Source organism: Flavimaricola marinus (assembly GCF_900184895.1).
Taxonomy (GTDB): domain Bacteria; phylum Pseudomonadota; class Alphaproteobacteria; order Rhodobacterales; family Rhodobacteraceae; genus Flavimaricola; species Flavimaricola marinus.
This window is the reverse complement of record NZ_FXZK01000002.1, coordinates 383,870-403,442: the sequence shown is the minus strand read 5'-3', so window position 1 is coordinate 403,442 and position 19,573 is coordinate 383,870. Positions and strand designations below refer to the sequence as shown.

Below are 19,573 nucleotides of genomic sequence, written 5' to 3'. Positions count from 1 at the left end.
CTGCCGCTGGACGTGGTCTGGTCCGCAGCCTAGAGTCCGATCATGGCACAGACAGCTCCAAAACGACGCGGCTTGGCCCGACTGTCCCGCCCGCGTCGGCGTTGGCTGGTTCGGGGCAGCGTCGCGTTGTTCTGCCTGACCGCGCTTGCTGTGGTCTACTGGACAAATCTGCTGCTGACGGAACGGTTTACCGAGACCACGCGAAACCGCTCCGAAGTGAGGCTGACGCTCTATGCGGGCAACCTGCTCAGCGAGTTGCAGCGCAATTCCATCGTTCCACAACTGCTGGCCCGGGATCCCGAGCTGATCGGGGCCCTGAATTCGGCGGACTATTCGCGCTCGACCCTGCGACTGTTGTCGTTCGTCGATGAAATCGGCGCGGCGTCGATCATGCTCTATGACCGGGACGGACGCGTCGTCGCGGCGACGGACCGCAATCGTCTCGGAGAATTCCACGACCAGGCGCCTTACTTCGTCGAAGCACAGCAATCCAACGCAACCGTCTTCAGCTCGATCCCGCGTGAGACCGCCGGCTACGCCTTCTTTTATTCCCGCAGGATCGAATCGACAGGTGTGACGCTCGGCGTGATCTCCGTCGAGGTCGACCTGGCCAAGCTGGAGCGGTCGTGGGCGGGCACGGTCGACGCCGTCCTGGTGACGGACAGCGAGGGCAAGATCATCTTGGCGACGGAGCCGCGCTGGCGCGGGCAAGAGGAGGACACCGCGCTCGCGGTGCAATCCGCGCCTTCAGCCATCGAGCGGGCAATCCGCGCGACGCAGGATTGGTCTGCCTTGCCTGTCGATGCCTACGTCCGGGGCGAAGCGGTGATGCGGCGCGAATTGCGCGTGCCGTTCCAGGGTTGGACGATGGTCAGCTATACGGCCTACACCTCGGTCCGGGAACGTGTGAACGGCGTGCTGGCGCTCGAGATCATGGGATTCGCGATCCTGCTCGCCATGGGGTTTTGGGTATCCTCGCGCAAGACCGCTTCGCGGCTCGTGTTGTTCCAAAGGGAATCGGCAGAACTGCGCGCATTGAACGCTCGGCTCCAGCAGGAAATCGCCGAGAGAGAGAAGGTCGAGCGCACTCTGGAAGTGGCCGAACAAACGCTTGCACAGTCCTCCAAGCTGGCCGTCTTGGGCGAGATGTCGGCTGCCGTCAGCCACGAGCTGAACCAGCCGCTGGCGGCCATGAAGACCTATCTCGCCGGAGCGCGGCTCCTGCTAACACGAAAACGGCCGGATGAGGCCTTGTCGTCGTTCCAGCGGATCGACGACCTGATCGACCGGATGGGGGCAATCACGCGGCAACTGAAAAGCTATGCCCGCAAGGGTTCGGATGCGTTTGAGCCAGTGGATACAAGGGCTTGTGTGTCCGCCGCGTTGGCTATGATGGAGCCGCAATTGAAAACCCGTTCGGTTGATATCACACGCACGCTGCCATCGGATCCCGTCATGATCCTCGGGGACAGGCTGCGACTGGAACAGGTGATCATCAATCTTCTGCGCAATGCACTGGATGCCACCAAAGGGATCCGCGATCCCAAGATCGATATCTTGCTGGCCCAAGGCGAGACGGTCGTGTTGACGGTGCGCGACAATGGTCCCGGCGTCGAAGATCTTGAGAACCTGTTCGAGCCATTTTACACGACCAAACAACCCGGTGATGGGGTGGGTTTGGGCCTTGCTATTTCATCCGGCATCGTCAACGACCTTGGTGGACGTCTGACGGCGCGCAATGCGGCTGCCGGTGGCGCCGTATTTGAAGTGCAACTTCCGGTGTTAGAGCAAGAGCAAGAGATTTCCGCTGCGGAATGAATGCAAGTCATGAGGACCGGCCAATGAGCAAATCCATGAAAGTCGCAATCGTTGACGACGAAAAAGACATGCGCCAGTCGATCAGCCAGTGGCTGGCCCTGTCGGGGTTCGATACCGAAACGTTCGCCAGTGCAGAAGACGCCCTGCGTGGGCTGAACCCCGACTATCCCGGCATCGTGGTGAGCGACATCAGGATGCCCGGCATGGACGGGATGCAACTCCTCAAGAAGCTCAAGTCGGTCGATTCGACATTGCCCGTCATCATGATCACCGGTCACGGCGACGTGCCGATGGCGGTCGAGGCGATGCGGATCGGCGCCTTCGATTTCCTCGAAAAGCCGTTCAATCCCGACCGGATGACCGAACTGGCCAAGAAGGCGACCGTCGCCCGGCGACTGACGCTCGACAACAGGGCGCTCCGCCGCGAACTCAGCGACGGATCGGCTCTGATGAAGAAACTGATCGGCGCAAGCCCCGTCATGGAACGGCTCAAGGAAGATATCCTCGATCTGGGCCAAGCTGACGGACACGTGCTGATCGAAGGCGAAACCGGAACCGGCAAGACGCTGATCGCCCATGCGCTGCATGCTGTCGGTGCGCGTGCGTCAAAGAAATTCGTTCTGATCAGTTGTTCGGCTTTTGACGAGGAGACTCTCGCCCGGCGCCTTTTTGGCCCCACGGCCGAAGACGAGGGTCTGCCTGCGATCGAGGAGGCGCGCGGTGGCACGCTGGTGCTCGAGGATATCGAGGCACTGGGGCAGGCCATGCAGGCCCGCCTTCTGACCGCGATCAACGATCAGGGGACGCCCGCCGAGACCCGGATCGTCGCCATCTGCAATCTTCAGGATGAAGGCAAGACCTGTGAAAGCGTTCTCCGCCCCGACCTGTTCTACAGACTTGCGGCTCTGCGGATCACCGTTCCGCCACTGCGGCAACGTGGCGAAGACATCCTGACGCTCTTTGCGCGTCTCTCTGAGCAATATGCAGAGGAATATGGCTGTGATGCCCCCGAGGTAAGCGCCCAGGAGGCAGCGCAGCTCCTGCAAGCCCCTTGGCCGGGGAACGTGCGGCAACTCATTAACGTGGCCGAGCGTGCAGTCCTGCAAAACCGACGCGGCACAGGAACGATCGCATCGCTCCTGATGGCCGATACCGATGAGACACAGGCCGCAATGACGACCGAGGGAAAGCCGCTGAAGGAATTCGTCGAGGCGTTCGAGCGGATGTTGATCGACAATACCATGCGTCGGCACAAGGGCAGCATCGTCGCCGTGATGGACGAACTGTGCTTGCCGCGCAGGACACTCAACGAAAAGATGGCCAAATACGGACTGCAACGGTCGGATTATGTCGGGTAGCGGCAAATTTCTGCGCTGAGCAGTCGGCGCCGGAGATGATCATATTCCCACGAAGAATGCTGTCCGGTCACCGAAGGGCAATACCAACACCACGGTCTTTCGAGGCCACCAAACCGTATTGAGATTACCATGCGAAGACTATTCCGAACTGTCATTTGGCTATGTTTCTTGGCCGCAGCTCTTTTCGTGGGATACGGTTATACCGGCTATCGTGATGCACGCGCCGACGCGCAGTCGCTCGAACAAGAGGCCAATGCACTTATCGCGGCAGGGCAGGGTGGGGTGGCGCTGGGCGTTGATAGGCGGGCGATCCTTCTCGCGGTCGAGGATCCGGCCTTCGGCAGCCATTATGGTGTCGATTTCACCACGCCAGGTGCCGGTGCGACGACCATCACGCAGAGTCTGGCCAAATCGGACGGTTTCGCGGACTTCACGCCCGGTCTGCACAAGATCCGCCAGTCAGGATACGCCATCGGTCTGGAAGCGGCGCTGACGAAACCCCAGATCCTGGCGCTGTTCCTGAACCGGGTTCCGATGGGCGCCGGGCCGGACGGCACGTGGATCGACGGGCTCTACGCCGCGAGTGAGGCCCATTTCGGTGCCTCTCCGAGCGATGTCCCGCTTGACGCTTTCCTCAAGATGGTCGCCGTGATGATAGCGCCGGGGGCTCTGAAGCTCGCCGATGTCGATGCTCCCGAGCTGATCGAGCGTGCCGGCCGGATCGCCGCTCTCGTGGAGGAGGAGTGCGAACCGGCGAGCCACAGCGACGTGTGGCTCGAGGGCTGCGATCTCTAGCAGGGTCGGAAAGATCGGCGCTTCGCCACTTTTGCATTGTCAATTGACGCGAACAGACCCTATGTATGGTCTACGGGCGGCCATGTCTGGGACGTGGGACCGCGCGGTTGGATTTTCTGCCTGGGGTTGTGGCGCAGCGTATCCGCGCTCCTCTCGGCAGTTTTACGGATGTGGCTCCACTCGGGCCAGATGACCTGCCCTCGGGCGCTTTGCGTATCAACGACAAGTGCCGGGCTTTGAATGGGCTCCTGCCGATGGCAGGGGTCGGAGAAGAAACGCGATGAAACGCGCGAATACAGCAGGCAAAGACGCAAAGGCCCTTGGGCCGTCGTCGAATGCCGCCGCGCGAATCGCTCTAATCAGACACTTTCATCGGCCTTTGGCGCCCCCCGGGGCTTCAAAAACGGTGACGTGCGAACGGATAACATGGCTAAGAAAATGCTCATTGACGCCACCCACGCGGAAGAGACCCGCGTCGTGGTGGTTGACGGAAACAAAGTCGAGGAATTCGATTTTGAAAGCGCCTCCCGCCGCCAGCTAGCGGGCAACATCTATCTCGCCAAGGTCACAAGGGTAGAACCGTCCTTGCAGGCGGCCTTCGTGGACTATGGCGGAAATCGTCATGGTTTTCTGGCGTTTTCGGAGATTCATCCCGATTATTATCAGATCCCGGTCGCCGACCGTGAAGCTCTGCTCGAAGAAGAGCGGGCGCTTGCCGCCAGCGAAGACGACGGCAATGGCGACGAAGCAAGCGAAGGCGCCAAGCCCAAGCGCGTGCGTCGCTCACGGTCGCGGAGCCGGTCCAAAGCTGCCGAGACGGGGGGCGACGCAGTAGCGACGGCCGACGTCTCCGGCATGGAAACCATCGATCTCGACGAGGATGACGACGGCAAGGAAGACCGGGATGCGCCGGAAGGGTCCTCTCCGATGGAACTGGTCGCCGAAACGCCTGTCGAAACGCCCGCCGCGGGCGAGGACGACGACAGCGACGCCACCGATGACGCCGATCTCGTCGTGGCTCAGGTCGACAAGGACGAGACGATCGAATCCGTCGCCGACGAGGACGATAGCGAAGACGTGCGTCCGGTGCGCAAGGCGCGCCCGAAACGCTACAAGATTCAGGAAGTGGTGAAAGTCCGGCAGATCATGCTGGTGCAGGTGGTCAAGGAAGAGCGGGGCAACAAGGGTGCCGCTTTGACGACCTACCTTTCCCTGGCTGGCCGTTACTGCGTCCTGATGCCCAACACGGCGCGTGGCGGCGGCATCAGCCGCAAGATCACAAACATCGCGGACCGCAAGAAGCTCAAGGAAATCGCCAGCCACATGGAGGTGCCGCAGGGCGCCGGGCTGATCATCCGTACGGCGGGCAGCCAGCGGACGAAGGCCGAGATCAAGCGGGACTACGAATACCTGCAGCGGCTCTGGGAGCAGATCCGCGAACTCACGCTCAAGTCCATCGCGCCCGCGAAAATCTACGAGGAAGGCGACCTGATCAAACGGTCGATCCGCGATCTCTATTCCAAGGAGATCGACGAGGTGATCGTCGAAGGGGCAGAGGGCTACCGCACGGCCAAGGACTTCATGAAAATGATCATGCCGTCCCACGCCAAGAACGTGAAACCCTACATGGAAAGCCTGCCGCTGTTCGCGCGCCATCAGGTCGAAGGCTACCTCGCCGGCATGTTCAATCCGACGGTGCAGCTGCCATCCGGCGGCTACATCGTGATCGGCGTCACGGAAGCCCTCGTCGCCATCGACGTGAACTCGGGCCGCGCCACCAAGGAAGGTTCGATCGAGCAGACGGCACTCAAGACCAACCTCGAGGCCTCCGACGAGGTCGCCCGACAGCTTCGTCTGCGGGACTTGGCCGGTCTGATTGTCATCGACTACATCGACATGGACGAGCGCAAGAACAACGCCGCCGTCGAAAAGCGTCTCAAGGACAAGCTCAAGACCGACCGCGCCCGCATTCAGGTGGGCCGGATTTCGGGGTTCGGCTTGATGGAAATGTCGCGGCAACGTCTGCGACCCGGCATGTTGGAGGCCACGACGCAGCCCTGCCCACATTGCCACGGCACCGGCCTTCTGCGCTCTGACGACAACGTCGCTCTGGCGATCCTGCGCCAACTCGAAGAAGAGGGTGTGCGCGGTCGCTCCAAGGAGGTTCTCGTCAAGGTGCCTTACGGCATCATGAACTTCCTGATGAACTACAAGCGCGAACATGTCGCCCAGATCGAGATGCGTTACGGCATGGCTGTGCGCGTCGAAGGCGATCCCGCCCTCGTTTCGCCGGACTTCACACTCGAAAAGTTCAAGACAGCGACCAGAACTGTGCCCGAGGCCGTTCTGCCCGTCGTTTCGACCTCGGCGATGATGTTCGAGGACGAAGACGACGACGTTGTCGAGGCTGACGAAGACGAGGCACCCGACACCGCGGTGGCGGAGCCTGTCGAACCGGTATCGGCGGATGCGCCCGGCCCGGCTGACGGGGACGACCGTCCGCGCAAGAAGCGCCGTCGTCGTCGGCGTCGTCGCGGCGGCAATGGCGAGTCCAATGGAGAGTCCAACGGCGACAACGGGGACGACTCGTCCTCGGCCAGCGACGCCTCCGAGGGTGCCGAAACCGCCGAAGTCCAAGCTGAGGCTAAGGCAGAGGTAGTCTCCGAGTCGAAGGACGAACCGGCGGCCGAGACGGCAGAAGCCACCGAGAAGCCAAAGCGCCGTCGTAGCCGCCGCCGCAAGGTCGACAGCGATGCCGAGGCCGAACAGCCGGAAACGGCGGAACCTGCTGCCGAAGCTACGGCGACTGAAAGCGACACCGCCGCAACGGATGCAAAGGAAGAGGCGCCCAAGCCTCGCCGTCGCAGCAGAGCCAAGAAGCCCGTCGCAGATGCGGCCGAAGCCGAAACCTCGACCGAAGACGCATCAACCGCCGAAGCTGACGCACCGGCCGAGAAACCGGCAGCCAAGCCACGCCGCAGTCGGGCCAAGCCCAAGGCGGCCCCTGTGCAAGAGGCCCCTGTCGAGGAGGCCCCAGCAGAGCCTGCGGTCGTAGAGGCACCAGAGGTGAACGAAACCGCTGCGGAGCCCGCACCGGAACCCGCTGCGGCGCCTGTGGTGGAAGAGGTCGCAGAGACCCTGGCTACGACAACTCCGGACGAAGCGGAAACAACGCCAGAACCGGCGACGACCTCCGCTGCGTCCCAAGACGAAGCGACCAGCGACAAGCCGAAGCGGCGTGGCTGGTGGTCTCTGTCCCGCTAGGCCGGACGACCGCATCGAAACGAATACGGCCAGCGCCCCCGCGCTGGCCGTTTTCGTTCACAGACCGGCAGCGAGATCAGCCGCGCCGAATGACAAAATGGAAGACGCCGTTCTCGTCGGATTGGCGGATCAGCGTATGACCGGCTTCCGTGCAGAAATGAGGGATGTCGACCAAACTGGCCGGATCATCCGCACTCACCTGCAACAGCGCCCCCGGTTGAAGCCCTGCCAACACCTTGCGGGCCTTGAGGACGGGCAGGGGGCACAGGAGACCGGTCGTATCTAGCTCTCTTAGGCGCATCGGTCAGGCCCTTGGTATGTCGAAATCGGGGGGCGCGAGGGTGAAGCCTTCGAACTGAAAACCGGGGCTCACAGTGCAACCGACCAAGGCCCATCCATGCTCGGCCCGAGCGGATTGCCAATACCCGGTCGGGACAATGATCTGAGGCTGCTGGCCGCGCGTGAAATCCGGGCCGAGGATATGATCCACTGCAGGGCCTTCGTCAGACTGCGAAAGGCTCAGGATCAGCGGAGTGCCAGCATAGAAATGCCAGATCTCGGTCGCATCGACCCTGTGCCAATGACTGGATTCGCCTGACTTGAGCAGGAAATAAATGCATGTGCCGGTGGCGCGGCCAGCGTTCTCGGCGGCCCATGTCTGGAGATACCAACCGCCTTCTGGATGTGGAGAGAGCGCCAGTCGGGCGATCAGATCATCGGCGGTCATTGCTTGATCCTCGGAATCCTCAGATTGGCGAAAGGGGATGAAATCGCTTGCCCGCGATCAGAACTGGCCAATTGGGTTGCCCGCTCCCCTTACGGGCGCCCCGATCGGTGCGCGCCTTCACAAAGGCGGCGCGCACCGAAGTGCCGGATAGTGCGATGCGGGTTAACGCAGAATGCTGCGACCTGCATATTGTGCCGACGTGCCAAGCATTTCCTCGATGCGGATCAGCTGGTTGTACTTGGCCAACCGGTCGGACCGGGCAAGCGAGCCTGTCTTGATCTGACCGCAGTTTGTCGCAACGGCGAGGTCGGCGATGGTCGCATCCTCGGTTTCGCCCGAGCGATGAGACATCACACAGGTATACCGGGCGCGATGAGCCATATCGACGGCCTGCAACGTCTCGGTCAAGGTGCCGATCTGATTGACCTTCACCAGAAGGGAGTTGGCCGTGTTTTGCTTGATGCCGTCGGCCAGCCGGGCAGGGTTGGTGACAAACAGATCGTCGCCGACGAGCTGAACCTTGTCACCCAACGCGGCGGTCAGGGCATTCCAGCCGTCCCAATCATCTTCGGACATGCCGTCTTCGATAGAGATGATGGGATAATCCGCGACCAGACCCTTGAGATAATCCACGTTCTCTTCGGAGGTCAGGGACAGGCCCTCGCCCTTCATCTCGTACTTGCCGTTCTTGTAGTATTCCGTCGCCGCGCAATCCATCGCGAGATAGATGTCCTCGCCGGGCTTGTAGCCGGCCTTCTCGATGCTCTGCAGGATGAAATCGAGGGCAGAGCGGGCCGATGACAGGTTCGGAGCAAAGCCGCCCTCATCACCGATCCCGGTGGAGAGGCCGGCGGCAGACAGCTCTTTCTTGAGGGTGTGGAACACTTCCGAGCCCATGCGCACTGCTTCACGAATGTCGGTGGCACTCACCGGCATGATCATGAATTCCTGAATGTCGATCGGGTTGTCGGCGTGTTCGCCACCGTTGATGATATTCATCATCGGCACAGGCAACATCCGGGCCGACGTGCCACCGATATAGCGGTAGAGCGGCTGCATCGTGAATTCCGCAGCAGCCTTCGCAGCGGCCATCGACACGCCGAGAATGGCGTTTGCACCCAGACGGCCCTTGTTGTCGGTGCCGTCGAGTTCGATCATCATCATGTCGATGTCGACCTGCTCGGTCGCATCCATGCCCAGAAGGTTTTCGGCAATCTCGCCGTTCACCGCGGCGACGGCCTCGAGAACACCCTTGCCCATGTAGCGGGACTTGTCCCCGTCACGCTTTTCGACCGCCTCATAGGCACCTGTCGAGGCTCCGGAAGGCACAGCGGCACGGCCCATCGTGCCGTCTTCGAGGATCACGTCAACTTCGACCGTGGGATTGCCCCGGCTGTCCAGAATTTCGCGGGCGTGGATGTCGATGATAGTGCTCATGGCAAGATTCCTTGCTGCCTTGGGAATGGGTCTGACCTAGCTATATCCCGGTCCCGCCGGGGAGGGAAGCGGCCCCCTTGCGCTGTCGGGTGCGGATCAATGTGTAGACGCCAGACGCGACGATGATCGCCGCGCCAATCAGGGTCGCTGCATCCGGGCGTTCCCTAAAGACGAGAACTCCTGCCACCAATGCGAAAGCAATCCGTGAGTAACGAAAGGGGGCCACGGCACCGACGTCGCCGGTTCGTGTCGCGGCCACGATCGTCAGGTATGCGATGACCCCGATCAAAACGGTGGCGACGGCAAAGGTGGCGTTGCGGGCATTGACCGGGGCAAAGCTCTGATCGAACGTCAGCAGCAATGCGCCCCCGGCGACGGCGATGCCCAGAAAAGCCATGATCGACATCTGCTCGGCAGTGGTTTGGCGAGGCGTGACACGGGTCAGCAGGTCGCGCGCGCCCAATGCAATGACCGCCTGAACCGCGAAAAGCGAAGCCGGCTCGAAGGCGTCGAGCCCCGGCCGTATCACCAGCAGCACGCCGGCAAAACCGACCGCGATTGCGCTCCAGCGGCGAATGCCGACCTGCTCACCTAGAAAGAACGCGGCGCCAAGGGTGACGACCAGTGGAAGGGCTTGCAAGATGGCCGAGGCCAGTGTGATGTCGGTCAGGGCCAATGCCGTCACGAAACCGACGGTGCCGATCACTTCGGCGGCTGTCCGCGCCAGAACGATCCTGTGAAGCAGAGCCCGTGTCCAAAGCGTCTGCCTTCTTAAAAAGGCCATGACCGCAAAGACCAGTCCGCCCCCCAGCCCGAGGATGACCAGAATTTGTCCTGTCGGCAGGTCCACGGACATCAATTTGATGAACATGTCCTCGACCGCGAACAGAGCCATCGCGAGGATCATGAAAAGAGCACCGCGCAGGTTTTCCATCGAGATAGGCTTTCGGTTCGGGATAGATTGCCACGGTGGTACTGCCTTGTCAGTGGTAAGGAAACCCCCGCCTTGGATCGAATTGGTCCGTGGATCGGCTGCCTTCACTGGCATGACCATTCGCAGGTCTTTTCGCGATGGCGGAACCGTTGATTATTGTGATTCCTCATGTGCCGACAGTCACATAGGCGGCCATTCAGCTGACACTGACACTGACACTGACACTGACCCGGATCACGTTTTCGCCGGGCTCGGTCAGACCGAGGGACCCGCTCTTCAGTGATCAAATGCCATTCGCAAATGAACGCGGTTCACCGGATCAGGCCCCAACAACTAGCACGGCCCTATGATTTCTTCAGTGGCACGCCATACAATTCCAGCCGGTGGCCCTTCAGCCGATAACCCAAACGTTCGGCGATCTTTTCCTGCAACGCCTCGATCTCTGGATCGACGAATTCGATGACCTCACCAGAGTGCATGTCGATGAGATGGTCATGGTGATCTCGGTCAGCGGTTTCATAGCGCGCGCGGCCATCCCCGAATTCGTGCTTTTCCAGGATCCCCGATTCCTCGAACAGCTTGACCGTCCGGTATACGGTTGCGATCGAGATCCGCGGATCTTCTGCCGATGCGCGGCGGAAAAGCTCGTCCACATCCGGGTGGTCGTCTGCGGCCTCAAGAACGCGAGCGATCGTTCGCCGCTGCTCTGTCATCCGCAGGCCGTGGTTTTCGCAGCGTTCTAGGATCGTTTTTGTCATGAGCCGCCAGAGAACTGAAAGGTGTGTCGAGCGGGTTTAGCGGCTTCGACATCGCTTTTCCAGTGTGGACCTTGCGCGGACGGCCGCAAAACGGCAGTCGCAGCCAGCTTCCGCCCAAGGCTCTGACCGCCGCGCCGCTCCCGATCTTGAACCGGGCAAGTCCCGACGCGGCCCGTGTGTCCACCTGGCCCATGTCCAGCCGCCGATGGCCCCGCGCGGCCAGCCAATCGGCTGCCGTCATCATAAGCAGATGATGCGCGCAGCAGTTGCGTCCGTCCTGTCCGGTCCATCCGGTCAGATAGGTGGCAACCTGCCCGTGTCGGACAAAAAGCATGCCCGCCACCGGCTCTCCCGCCTTTTCGGCCCAAAACATGCGCAGGGCATTCGGATCGGCTTGACCGAGGGCGAGGGGCAGGACAGCGGGCAGACCATGGTAGCCCTTGGTCTTGCGCGCGGCTGCTTCGCGGTCCAACAGCCAATGGCCGGGCTGACCGCGATAGGGCTGCGTGCGCAGCTTGAGACCTGCGGCTTCGGCTTTGCGAAGGCTGGCGCGCCATTTGGGATGCGCGCGCGCGCGACGATCCGCTTTGGTCCCGTCCAAAGGCAGTTCCGCCATGTGGGCAGGGGTCAAGACCTGGACATAGCCAGCCGCTCGAAGCGCAGGATGAGGGGCCTCGGCTTCGATCATGCGCAAGCCGTGGCCCGAGAGCGATCTGAGCGCCTCGGCCTGCTGATCCGGCGTGCCGGCCTCGAACTGGGGTCCGCGGGGGAGCAACCCCTGAATGCCAAGTGGGCCCATATCGCGCCACACGATCTGAGCCTCGCCCAGATCAGCGCCATTGGCGCAAAGGGGTACGATCTCGCTGTGTCGGCCCATCAGGCCAACCGCCTTGCCATAGAGAGGATGCTGCTGAAGTGGCAGCATCGGCCCGCCAGTGACGAGATCGGAAAATGCGTCTGGACGGAGATCTGACATGGGGCGCATTAACGCGCTTGAAACCTAAAGCGGGGTTAATGCGGCTATGAAAAAACGCGCAACCCCCGGCCCGGTTCTGGGCCACGACGCACCCGGCCCGCGGTTGACGCGGATCGGGGCGGCACTCTTCGCACTGTGTGTGGCAATCCCCCTCGGGGCGCTGATCGGCTTGGTGGACTGGGCGCTCTAGCCCAGTTGCACCAATGCATGACGCTTCTTGCCGGCGCTCAGCTTGACGGGGCTCGACAGAGCGGCCGCATCCAGCATCAGGCCGGCATCGGTAAGTGGCTGGTCGTCGATGCGGGCGCCGTTGTCGGAGATCAGGCGCTTAGCCTCCTTGCCGGACGACGCAAGACCCGCGCGAACGATGACCTGAACGATCGAAATGCCATCGGCGATCTCGGCGGGGGTCAGGGTCAGTGTCGGCAAATCGTCGCCGACGCCGCCGCGCTCAAAGACCTCACGGGCTGTCGCCTCCGCCGCCTCGGCAGCGCTTGCTCCGTGCAGCAGGCCGGTCACTTCATTGGCGAGGATCACCTTCGCCTCGTTGATTTCAGACCCCCCCAAGGCGCCCAACCGGTCGCACTCCGACACCGGCATTTCAGTGAACATCTTCAGGAATTTGCCCACGTCGGCGTCGGCCACGTTGCGCCACCACTGCCAGAAGTCATACGACGACATCCGGTCCTCGTTGAGCCAGACCGCGCCATCGACGGATTTGCCCATCTTCTTGCCATCTGCGCGGGTCACGAGCGGGGTGGTCAGGCCATAGGCATCCTTCGACAGAACGCGGCGGATCAGATCGGTTCCCGAGACGATGTTGCCCCACTGATCCGAGCCGCCCATCTGCAGGATACAGCCGTAGCGGCGGTGCAACTCGAGGTAATCATAGGCCTGCAACAACATATAGTTGAACTCAATAAAGCTCAGCGATTGTTCGCGATCGAGGCGGGATTTCACGCTCTCGAACGACAGCAGGCGATTGATCGTGAAATGCGGACCGATATCGCGGAGGAACTCGATATAGCCGAGCTTGTCGAGCCACTCGGCATTGTTGACGAGCGGCGAATCCGTCGGACCGTCGCCATAGGAAATGTAGCGCGAGAAGACACTGCGGATCGAATTGGCGTTCTCGTTGATCTGCTCGATGCTCAGCATCTTGCGCATCTCGTCCTTGCCGGACGGGTCGCCGACCTTGGTGGTTCCGCCGCCCATCAGAGTGATGGGGCGGTGACCGGTCTTCTGCATCCAGCGCAGCAACATGATCTGCACGAGGTTGCCGATGTGCAGTGAACTGGCCGTCAGATCATAACCAATATAGCCGGTGACGACCTCGCGGGCGAGGCGCTCGTCCAGCTCTTGCAAGTTTGTGCAATCTGCCAGAAATCCACGCGCCGAGATCTCGGTGATGAATTCGGATTTTGGATGGTAGGTCATCTGACGGTCCTTGGGGTATGGGCTTGTCCCGACTGGGGGTTGGGGGCAATCTATAGGGGCCGATTAGGCCAAGGGGAAGCAGATGTTAAAGGCAGGCGCCAAAGTGCGTGTTTTGGGGGCGATGTCGGGCACGTCCCTTGACGGGGTCGATGCCGCGGTGATCGAAACCGATGGCCAGAATGTACTGGGGTTCGGGCGTTCGGCTTTCCGGCCCTATGACGCGGATGAGCAATCGATCTTGCGCGCCGCTTTGGGGCAATGGGGCGGTCCTGCGGTCGAGGCGGCGGCCGAAGTGGTCGAAACCGCCCATGCCGAACTGCTCAGCCAGTTCGACCCGGTCGATCTCGTCGGCTTTCACGGACAGACATTGGCCCATGACCCGTCGGGGCAGGGCACCTTGCAAGTCGGAGACGGTGCCATTCTTGCCGAGGTTCTTGGCTGGCCCGTCGTGTGGGATTTCCGCAGCGCAGATGTCAAATTGGGCGGAGAGGGCGCGCCGCTCGCGCCGTTCTATCACTTCGCGCTGGCGCGGTATGTCAAGGCTCGGGAACCACTCGTCTTCCTCAATCTGGGCGGTGTCGGCAACCTCACCTGGGTCGATCCGACTGCCGAGAAACCAGAGGCCGACGGCGCGCTTCTCGCCTTTGATACCGGTCCGGCCAACGCGCCGATCAATGATCTGATGCACGGTCGGCGCGGGCAGGACCGAGATCAAGACGGTGCCTTGGCGGCCGCAGGGACGGTCGACGACCAGATCGTGGCATCGTTTCTGAGCCACCGCTTCTTCCACCGGATGCCGCCGAAATCACTGGATCGGGACGCTTGGGGCAGCCTTATCCATTCGGTCGAAACTCTTTCGGATGCGGATGCCGCAGCGACATTGACCGCCTGTGCGGCTCAGGCTGTGCACGAGGGGCTCGGGTTCTGCCCGCGGCCGCCGTCCCGGATTCTGGTGACGGGCGGCGGGCGGCACAACACGACGATGATGAAGATGCTGGCCGCCGCCGCGCAAATCCCGGTCGACCCGGTCGAAGCCGTCGGACTGGACGGCGACATGCTGGAGGCGCAGGCTTTTGCATTTCTTGCCGCTAGGGTCGCAATGGGGCTGCCGACGTCATGTCCGGGGACGACGGGTGTCAGGGCCGCTGTGGGCGGCGGCACGGTGAGCCGCCCCGGCACGCTTCTTGCGGCTGTGGGAGCCTCCGGCGGGGATATTTAGAACCCAAAGAAGATCAGTGGCGATCAATATGGCCGTCTTAGTGCAGCATGTTTAACCCGGCAGATGAATGCGGAATCGCGCCCTTATGGCGGCATCCGTGACCGGATCGAGGCGGGCGGCGGAAGGCTCGCTCAGAATGCGCTCCTTTCGCGCGGTCGCGGATTTGACCAGATCGGGGCGATTTTTCTCTTCCCACTCCTTGGGAGAGGTGCGGTCCGCGGTGGCAGGATAGATATACTCGGTCTGCATGAGCGCCAGCGTCTGGTCCGACCCGAGATAATGGCCCGGCCCGCCGATGCAGGTCGTCCGCATCGTCTCAAGCGCCATGGTATCGTCGGTCACTTCGATGCCGCGCACGCATCGCAACGCCTGACCGATCAGGTCGTCGCCGAGGATCAGCGATTCGAGGCAGTAGCCCAGCAGCGAGGCATGCATGCCCGCGGCCTCGTAGATCATGTTGAGACCGGAAAGCCCGGCCATGACGTTCGAGCACATCTGCTCCCATCCGGCCTGCATGTCCGGCAGCTTGGCATCCGCGATGCCTGCGGCCGCGCCTCCCGGCAGGCCGTAGAACCGGTGCATCTGGGCACAGCCCGCGGTCAGAAGCGCCTGTTCGCCCGAGCCTCCGGACATCGCGCCGGTCCGCAGGTCCGAGACGAAGGGCCAGGTGCCGAAGATGGCCGGATGGCCGGGGGCAATCGCATTGACATAGACGACACCGGCCAGGCATTCCGCGACCGCCTGCACGATCGCGCCCGCGATGGGCGCGGGAGCGGTCGCCCCGGCCTGACCCGCGGACAGGAGCAGAACAGGCATGCCGCCCGCTATGCAGGCCTCCATGACCTGACAGCTTTCGGTGGCGAATTTCATCGGCGGCACGACAAAGCAATTGGAGTTCGACACGAACGGACGTGCGCGCCAAGCTGCCTCGCCCCCCGCGATCATGTGGAGCATCTCGAAGGCATCCGGCACGAAACCGGGTTCCGTAAAGGAGGTGCCCACGTGTTTGCTCGTGCCCGTGCAGCAGGCATAGATCGTGTTGAGGTCCATCTCGCGGTTGTCGGGAATATCCCGGCACACCATCGGCCTTTGCAGGAAATGGATGTTGTCGAGCTGGTTCACGATGCGGGCGGCGTCGTGCAGGTCCTGGACGGTCGACTCGCGATACTTGCGGCCCTCGACATCGACGACATGCACGGCGGCACCTGCAGTTCCGTAATGGACGCGGTTGCCGGACAGCAGCAGGTCGTGTGCCGGATCGCGGCCATGCAGGGTCAGATCGCGGGCGGCGAGGGCCAGCATGTCCTCGACCAGGGCGCGGGGGAACCGGATGCGACCGTCGGCGCCTTGCACCGCGCCCGCACCGGTCAGGATACGCACGCCGGACGGTGGGGCGTCGGCCAGCCCGATCTCTTCGAGCGCGCGCAAGGCGGTGTCGTGGATGCGCAGCACCTCCGCCTGAGTGAGGGGGCTGTATTGGCCCCCGGTCAATCCGGCCCGAACCGGGCGCTTGTCGGATGCCAGCGGGGCGCTTCGGGCGGCGTGTCGGGCGGCGCGCCCGCCAGAGCGGGTGGGGCCACGGCTGGGCGGAGGGGGTTCTGTCGCTTCAACTGTCATGAGATCGGACCTGTCCAAATGGGAAAAGCAAGGAGGGCTGTCAGGGCCACAGTCAGGGGCGGCCCCTTGCGGCACGCCCGCGCCGGGCACCGATCGTGCGCAGCGTCAGCGTGATCCACCATTGGCGTGACGACATGTCCCGTCTCCCGATCTTCTGACCACAGGATCAGGTCGGGAAAACCGCGCGTCTCGTTCATTTGCGACCCGAGGTCGCAAATGACCATCGATCACATTTTTGAAGAAAATGGCACTCGAGATGGAACTGAGCGGGGTTTAGCCGATTGAGTTCAGAGCTTTAGGCCAAGTTACGCCACCCTGCGGGAGAACCACCGCCCAGCCGATGCAATCGGGCGGTCAGTGCCTAGCTACTGTAGCAACGGGCACGACGCGGCCCGGCGAAATTCGATATACAGGAGATCAACATGACCAACGCACGTACGCACAAAACGCTTCGCACCACCGCCCTGACCGGCGCCGCAGTGGCACTGCTCGCCAGCCCTCTGGCTGCCGGCGGTCTGGCAGAGCCGACCCCCGAGCCCACGATTGCGCCTGTGATGGTCACCCCGGCACCGCAACCCGTCGACTGGACCGGCTTCTACGGCGGTGCGTCGATCGGCTACGGAGATGTGACCGGATCATCGACGATCGGTGACGAGATGAACGGGCTGACCTACGGCGTGCACGCAGGCTACATGTACGATCTCGGCGCGGCTGTTCTGGGTGCAGAGCTTGAATTTATGGGGTCCGAGATCACCGACGACGGCATCAGCCTCGACCTCGACAGCGTGGCCCGCGCCAAGCTGCGCGCCGGTTACGATGCAGGTGCCTTCCTGCCATACGTCACCGGTGGCTATGCCCAGCTCAGCACAGGCGGCGCGATTGACGATTCCGGCGACGGCTACTTCTACGGCGCAGGTGTCGACTACCGCGTGAGCGATAGCGTTCTGGTCGGTGCCGAAGTGCTTCAGCACGAGTTCGAGGACTATGCCGGCAGCGGTATCGACGTCAGCGCGACGACCTTTGGCGCACGGGTATCCTACCAGTTCTAAGCGTCAAAACCGGGGGCGGCGGATGTCACCATTCCCCCTTGGCACCGCCGCCCTTACCTTCCCCGGCCGGTTTCGGCTCCTTCTTCGAGATCGTGTAGGGTTTGGCCTCTACATGACCGCATGAAGGACAAATGGTGCGGGTCTCGCCCCGGCCTTCGGCTGTCTCGGTGGCCTCTTCGACGGTCACCCGTTCGCGCGTCAGCCCGGTCTTGCCACAGGCTGGGCAGGGGGTGGCGGCCAGCTTTGCCGCAGAGCGCCTGTTTGCCCCTACAATCAGCGCGATCAGCGCCGCAACACCCGCCCCGACATAATACAAGACATTGCTGCCGCCTTCTGCGTCGCCGTCAGCTTCCGCAGCAGCGGAGGCTGGCGTGGTGGCCGTCGCCTCGTTGGTTTGACTGCCGGCGGGAGCCAATACCCGAGTGGCTATCGCTTCGACCGCGGCCCGAATACCGCCGGGATAATCGTCCTCGCGGAATGCCGGGGTGATGGCTTCTTCGATGATCTGAGCGGCCACGGCCGGGCCATCGACGCCAAAGCCTTCGCCGATCTCGATGGCCAACTCGCGGTCATCCCGAAAGATCACCACAAGCACATGGCGATTGCCTACGGGGCCCGCCATGTCCCATGCCGCTACGAGGTTGGCTGCATAGACATCGACGTCATCGCCCATCGTGTAGAACTGGGTGGCGGGCAGGGTGACAACGGCAACGTCGCTGTCTGTCTCCTGTTCCAGCTGAACGATACGTTCGGCGAGCTCCGCCTCCTGAACCGGAGACAAAAGCTCGGCATCATCCGTGATCGGCGTCTCGGACTGGCTTGGGTAGGTCTGGGCATGTGCGGCCGCCCCGACTGTCAGGGTTGCAACGAGGCTGAGGATGAATGAGCGCATAACAATTCCTTCGGACTGAATGCGCTCAGTCTATCGTCGCGTCAGCGACTGCCAAGTGGGGAAATCACGCCCTTTCTGCGGCGAAACTCAGCAATTTCGACAAGGCCTGACGATATTTGTCGTCCGCCACAGTCATGGCGACGCGCACGTGACCGGCGGCGGCCGCGCCAAAACTCTCGCCCGGCATGACCGCGACACCGGTGGCATCCAGCAGGGCCTCGCCAAAGGCGGAGCCGCTCATACCCGTCGCGCGAATATCGAGAAAGGCATACATCGCCCCCTGCATCGGCACTTCGCGGACCACGTTCTGGGCCGAGAGCAACTCGCGGGTAATCGCACGGCGGCGCATGAAGGGAGCACCGACCTCGGCCTCGAAGTCGGGACCCTGGGCAAGGGCGAAAACCGCGGCGGCCTGAATATAGCCGGGCAAACCATAGGTGGTGTTGGTCACCAGATCGTTGAGGGCCGAAATCGCCGGGGCCGGGCCGCAGATCCACCCGACGCGGCTGCCGGTCATGGCATGGCTCTTGGACAGGGAACCGACGACGAGGGTGCGCTCGGACATGCCGGGCAACTGGCGGGGCGAGCGATGCTCACCCTCCCAGACCTGCGTGTCGTAGACCTCGTCCGAGATCAGCCAGAGATCGGCCTCGGTGCAGGCTTCGGCAATACCGGCCATCGTCTCTTGCGAATAGACGACACCCGTCGGGTTGTTGGGGCTGTTGATCAACAGGCTGCGCGGGCGGACACCGGACGCGCGCAACGCCTCGGCGGCCTCCAGAATATCGGCCTTTGCGGGTTGGAAACCGTCGGCGGCGCGGGCGGTCAGAGAGCGCGGGACGAGGCCCGCCGAGCGGATCGTGCCGGGATAGGTCGCGTAATAGGGATCGACGTAGAGAGCACCGTCACCGGCGTCACAGGCGGCGACATGCGCGGCGAACAGCCCGGCCTGACCGCCGGGGACCACGATCACGTTCTCCAGCCCGGTTGGCACGCCGGTGCGGGACGCGATGCGATCAGCAATCGCCCGACGAAGCACATCAGTGCCCGGAATCGCCGAATAGCCGACCTTGCCGGCCAAGGCGGCATCATACATCGCCTTCAGGATCGGTGCCGCCGTGCCGATATCATGCTCGCCGATCGTCAACTCGATCACCGGTTCGCCCGCCTCCTTCATGGCACGAGCGCGACGATACAGATCCCAGCCGTCGGAGCCGCCGGCATTGATCTGGGTGATACGGGAGGAAAGCATATTGGTCATGTGCGCACACAATCCGTGGCGGCAGCCAGAG

Annotated in this window: 17 protein-coding genes; 7 read left to right on the top strand and 10 right to left on the bottom strand. The window is 62.6% G+C overall.

Annotation, left to right across the window (positions count from 1 at the left end):
• The first annotated feature begins 42 nt into the window (after positions 1-42).
• From LOM8899_RS08775 to LOM8899_RS08760, 4 genes are all read left to right on the top strand, one after another.
• Positions 43-1,818: a sensor histidine kinase gene (locus LOM8899_RS08775; RefSeq protein ID WP_093991817.1), complete on the top strand. Its 1,776-nt coding sequence runs from the start codon at positions 43-45 to the stop codon at positions 1,816-1,818.
• Positions 1,819-1,841: 23 nt separating this feature from the next.
• Positions 1,842-3,176, top strand: coding sequence for a sigma-54-dependent transcriptional regulator (locus tag LOM8899_RS08770; RefSeq protein WP_168770503.1), 1,335 nt, complete (start codon positions 1,842-1,844; stop codon positions 3,174-3,176).
• 168 nt (positions 3,177-3,344) lie between these two features.
• Positions 3,345-3,971, top strand: a complete 627-nt coding sequence (locus tag LOM8899_RS08765; protein WP_211096175.1) for a transglycosylase domain-containing protein — start codon at positions 3,345-3,347, stop codon at positions 3,969-3,971.
• A gap of 426 nt (positions 3,972-4,397) precedes the next feature.
• The gene (locus LOM8899_RS08760) at positions 4,398-7,235 is read left to right on the top strand and encodes an Rne/Rng family ribonuclease (protein ID WP_093991885.1); all 2,838 of its coding nucleotides are present in this window, start codon (positions 4,398-4,400) and stop codon (positions 7,233-7,235) included.
• A gap of 76 nt (positions 7,236-7,311) precedes the next feature.
• Here LOM8899_RS08760 and LOM8899_RS08755 read toward each other — a convergent pair whose 3' ends face one another.
• The 6 genes from LOM8899_RS08755 to LOM8899_RS08730 form a co-directional block, all read right to left on the bottom strand.
• Positions 7,312-7,536, bottom strand: coding sequence for a sulfurtransferase TusA family protein (locus LOM8899_RS08755; protein ID WP_093991814.1), 225 nt, complete (start codon positions 7,534-7,536; stop codon positions 7,312-7,314).
• A gap of 3 nt (positions 7,537-7,539) precedes the next feature.
• Positions 7,540-7,962, bottom strand: coding sequence for a cupin domain-containing protein (locus LOM8899_RS08750; RefSeq protein WP_093991813.1), 423 nt, complete (start codon positions 7,960-7,962; stop codon positions 7,540-7,542).
• Between the two features lie 162 nt (positions 7,963-8,124).
• Positions 8,125-9,399, bottom strand: coding sequence for a phosphopyruvate hydratase (eno, locus tag LOM8899_RS08745; RefSeq protein ID WP_093991812.1), 1,275 nt, complete (start codon positions 9,397-9,399; stop codon positions 8,125-8,127).
• A 40-nt stretch (positions 9,400-9,439) separates the two neighbouring features.
• Positions 9,440-10,333, bottom strand: a complete 894-nt coding sequence (locus LOM8899_RS08740; RefSeq protein WP_093991811.1) for a DMT family transporter — start codon at positions 10,331-10,333, stop codon at positions 9,440-9,442.
• A 344-nt stretch (positions 10,334-10,677) separates the two neighbouring features.
• A complete protein-coding gene (locus tag LOM8899_RS08735; RefSeq protein ID WP_093991810.1) occupies positions 10,678-11,091 on the bottom strand; it encodes a Fur family transcriptional regulator in 414 nt (137 codons plus the stop codon).
• Entirely contained in the window at positions 11,009-12,067 is a 1,059-nt protein-coding gene (locus LOM8899_RS08730) for a GNAT family N-acetyltransferase (protein ID WP_168770502.1), read from the bottom strand. Before LOM8899_RS08730 ends, LOM8899_RS08735 begins: the two co-directional genes overlap by 83 nt.
• A gap of 46 nt (positions 12,068-12,113) precedes the next feature.
• Here LOM8899_RS08730 and LOM8899_RS23380 point away from each other — a divergent pair, with 46 nt between their 5' ends.
• Positions 12,114-12,257: a hypothetical protein gene (locus tag LOM8899_RS23380; RefSeq protein WP_168770501.1), complete on the top strand. Its 144-nt coding sequence runs from the start codon at positions 12,114-12,116 to the stop codon at positions 12,255-12,257.
• Here LOM8899_RS23380 and tyrS read toward each other — a convergent pair.
• Positions 12,254-13,504, bottom strand: coding sequence for a tyrosine--tRNA ligase (gene tyrS / locus LOM8899_RS08725; RefSeq protein ID WP_093991808.1), 1,251 nt, complete (start codon positions 13,502-13,504; stop codon positions 12,254-12,256). The genes LOM8899_RS23380 and tyrS overlap by 4 nt on opposite strands.
• An 82-nt stretch (positions 13,505-13,586) precedes the next feature.
• Between tyrS and LOM8899_RS08720 the strand changes: the two genes are divergently transcribed.
• A complete protein-coding gene (locus LOM8899_RS08720) occupies positions 13,587-14,723 on the top strand; it encodes an anhydro-N-acetylmuramic acid kinase (protein ID WP_093991807.1) in 1,137 nt (378 codons plus the stop codon).
• Positions 14,724-14,774: 51 nt separating this feature from the next.
• Here the strand turns inward: LOM8899_RS08720 and LOM8899_RS08715 are convergent, their stop codons facing one another.
• Positions 14,775-16,340 carry a trimethylamine methyltransferase family protein gene (locus tag LOM8899_RS08715; RefSeq protein WP_093991806.1) on the bottom strand — a complete coding sequence of 522 codons (1,566 nt, stop codon included), beginning with the start codon at positions 16,338-16,340 and terminating at the stop codon, positions 14,775-14,777.
• A 422-nt stretch (positions 16,341-16,762) separates the two neighbouring features.
• Here LOM8899_RS08715 and LOM8899_RS08705 point away from each other — a divergent pair, with 422 nt between their 5' ends.
• Positions 16,763-17,389: an outer membrane protein gene (locus LOM8899_RS08705; protein WP_093991804.1), complete on the top strand. Its 627-nt coding sequence runs from the start codon at positions 16,763-16,765 to the stop codon at positions 17,387-17,389.
• 25 nt (positions 17,390-17,414) lie between these two features.
• Here the strand turns inward: LOM8899_RS08705 and LOM8899_RS08700 are convergent, their stop codons facing one another.
• Together LOM8899_RS08700 and LOM8899_RS08695 are read right to left on the bottom strand one after the other, a co-directional pair.
• Positions 17,415-18,281 carry a TPM domain-containing protein gene (locus tag LOM8899_RS08700; RefSeq protein WP_093991803.1) on the bottom strand — a complete coding sequence of 289 codons (867 nt, stop codon included), beginning with the start codon at positions 18,279-18,281 and terminating at the stop codon, positions 17,415-17,417.
• 64 nt (positions 18,282-18,345) lie between these two features.
• On the bottom strand, positions 18,346-19,542 hold the full coding sequence (locus LOM8899_RS08695; RefSeq protein ID WP_093991802.1) for a pyridoxal phosphate-dependent aminotransferase: 1,197 nt from the start codon (positions 19,540-19,542) through the stop codon (positions 18,346-18,348).
• Positions 19,543-19,573: the final 31 nt, after the last annotated feature.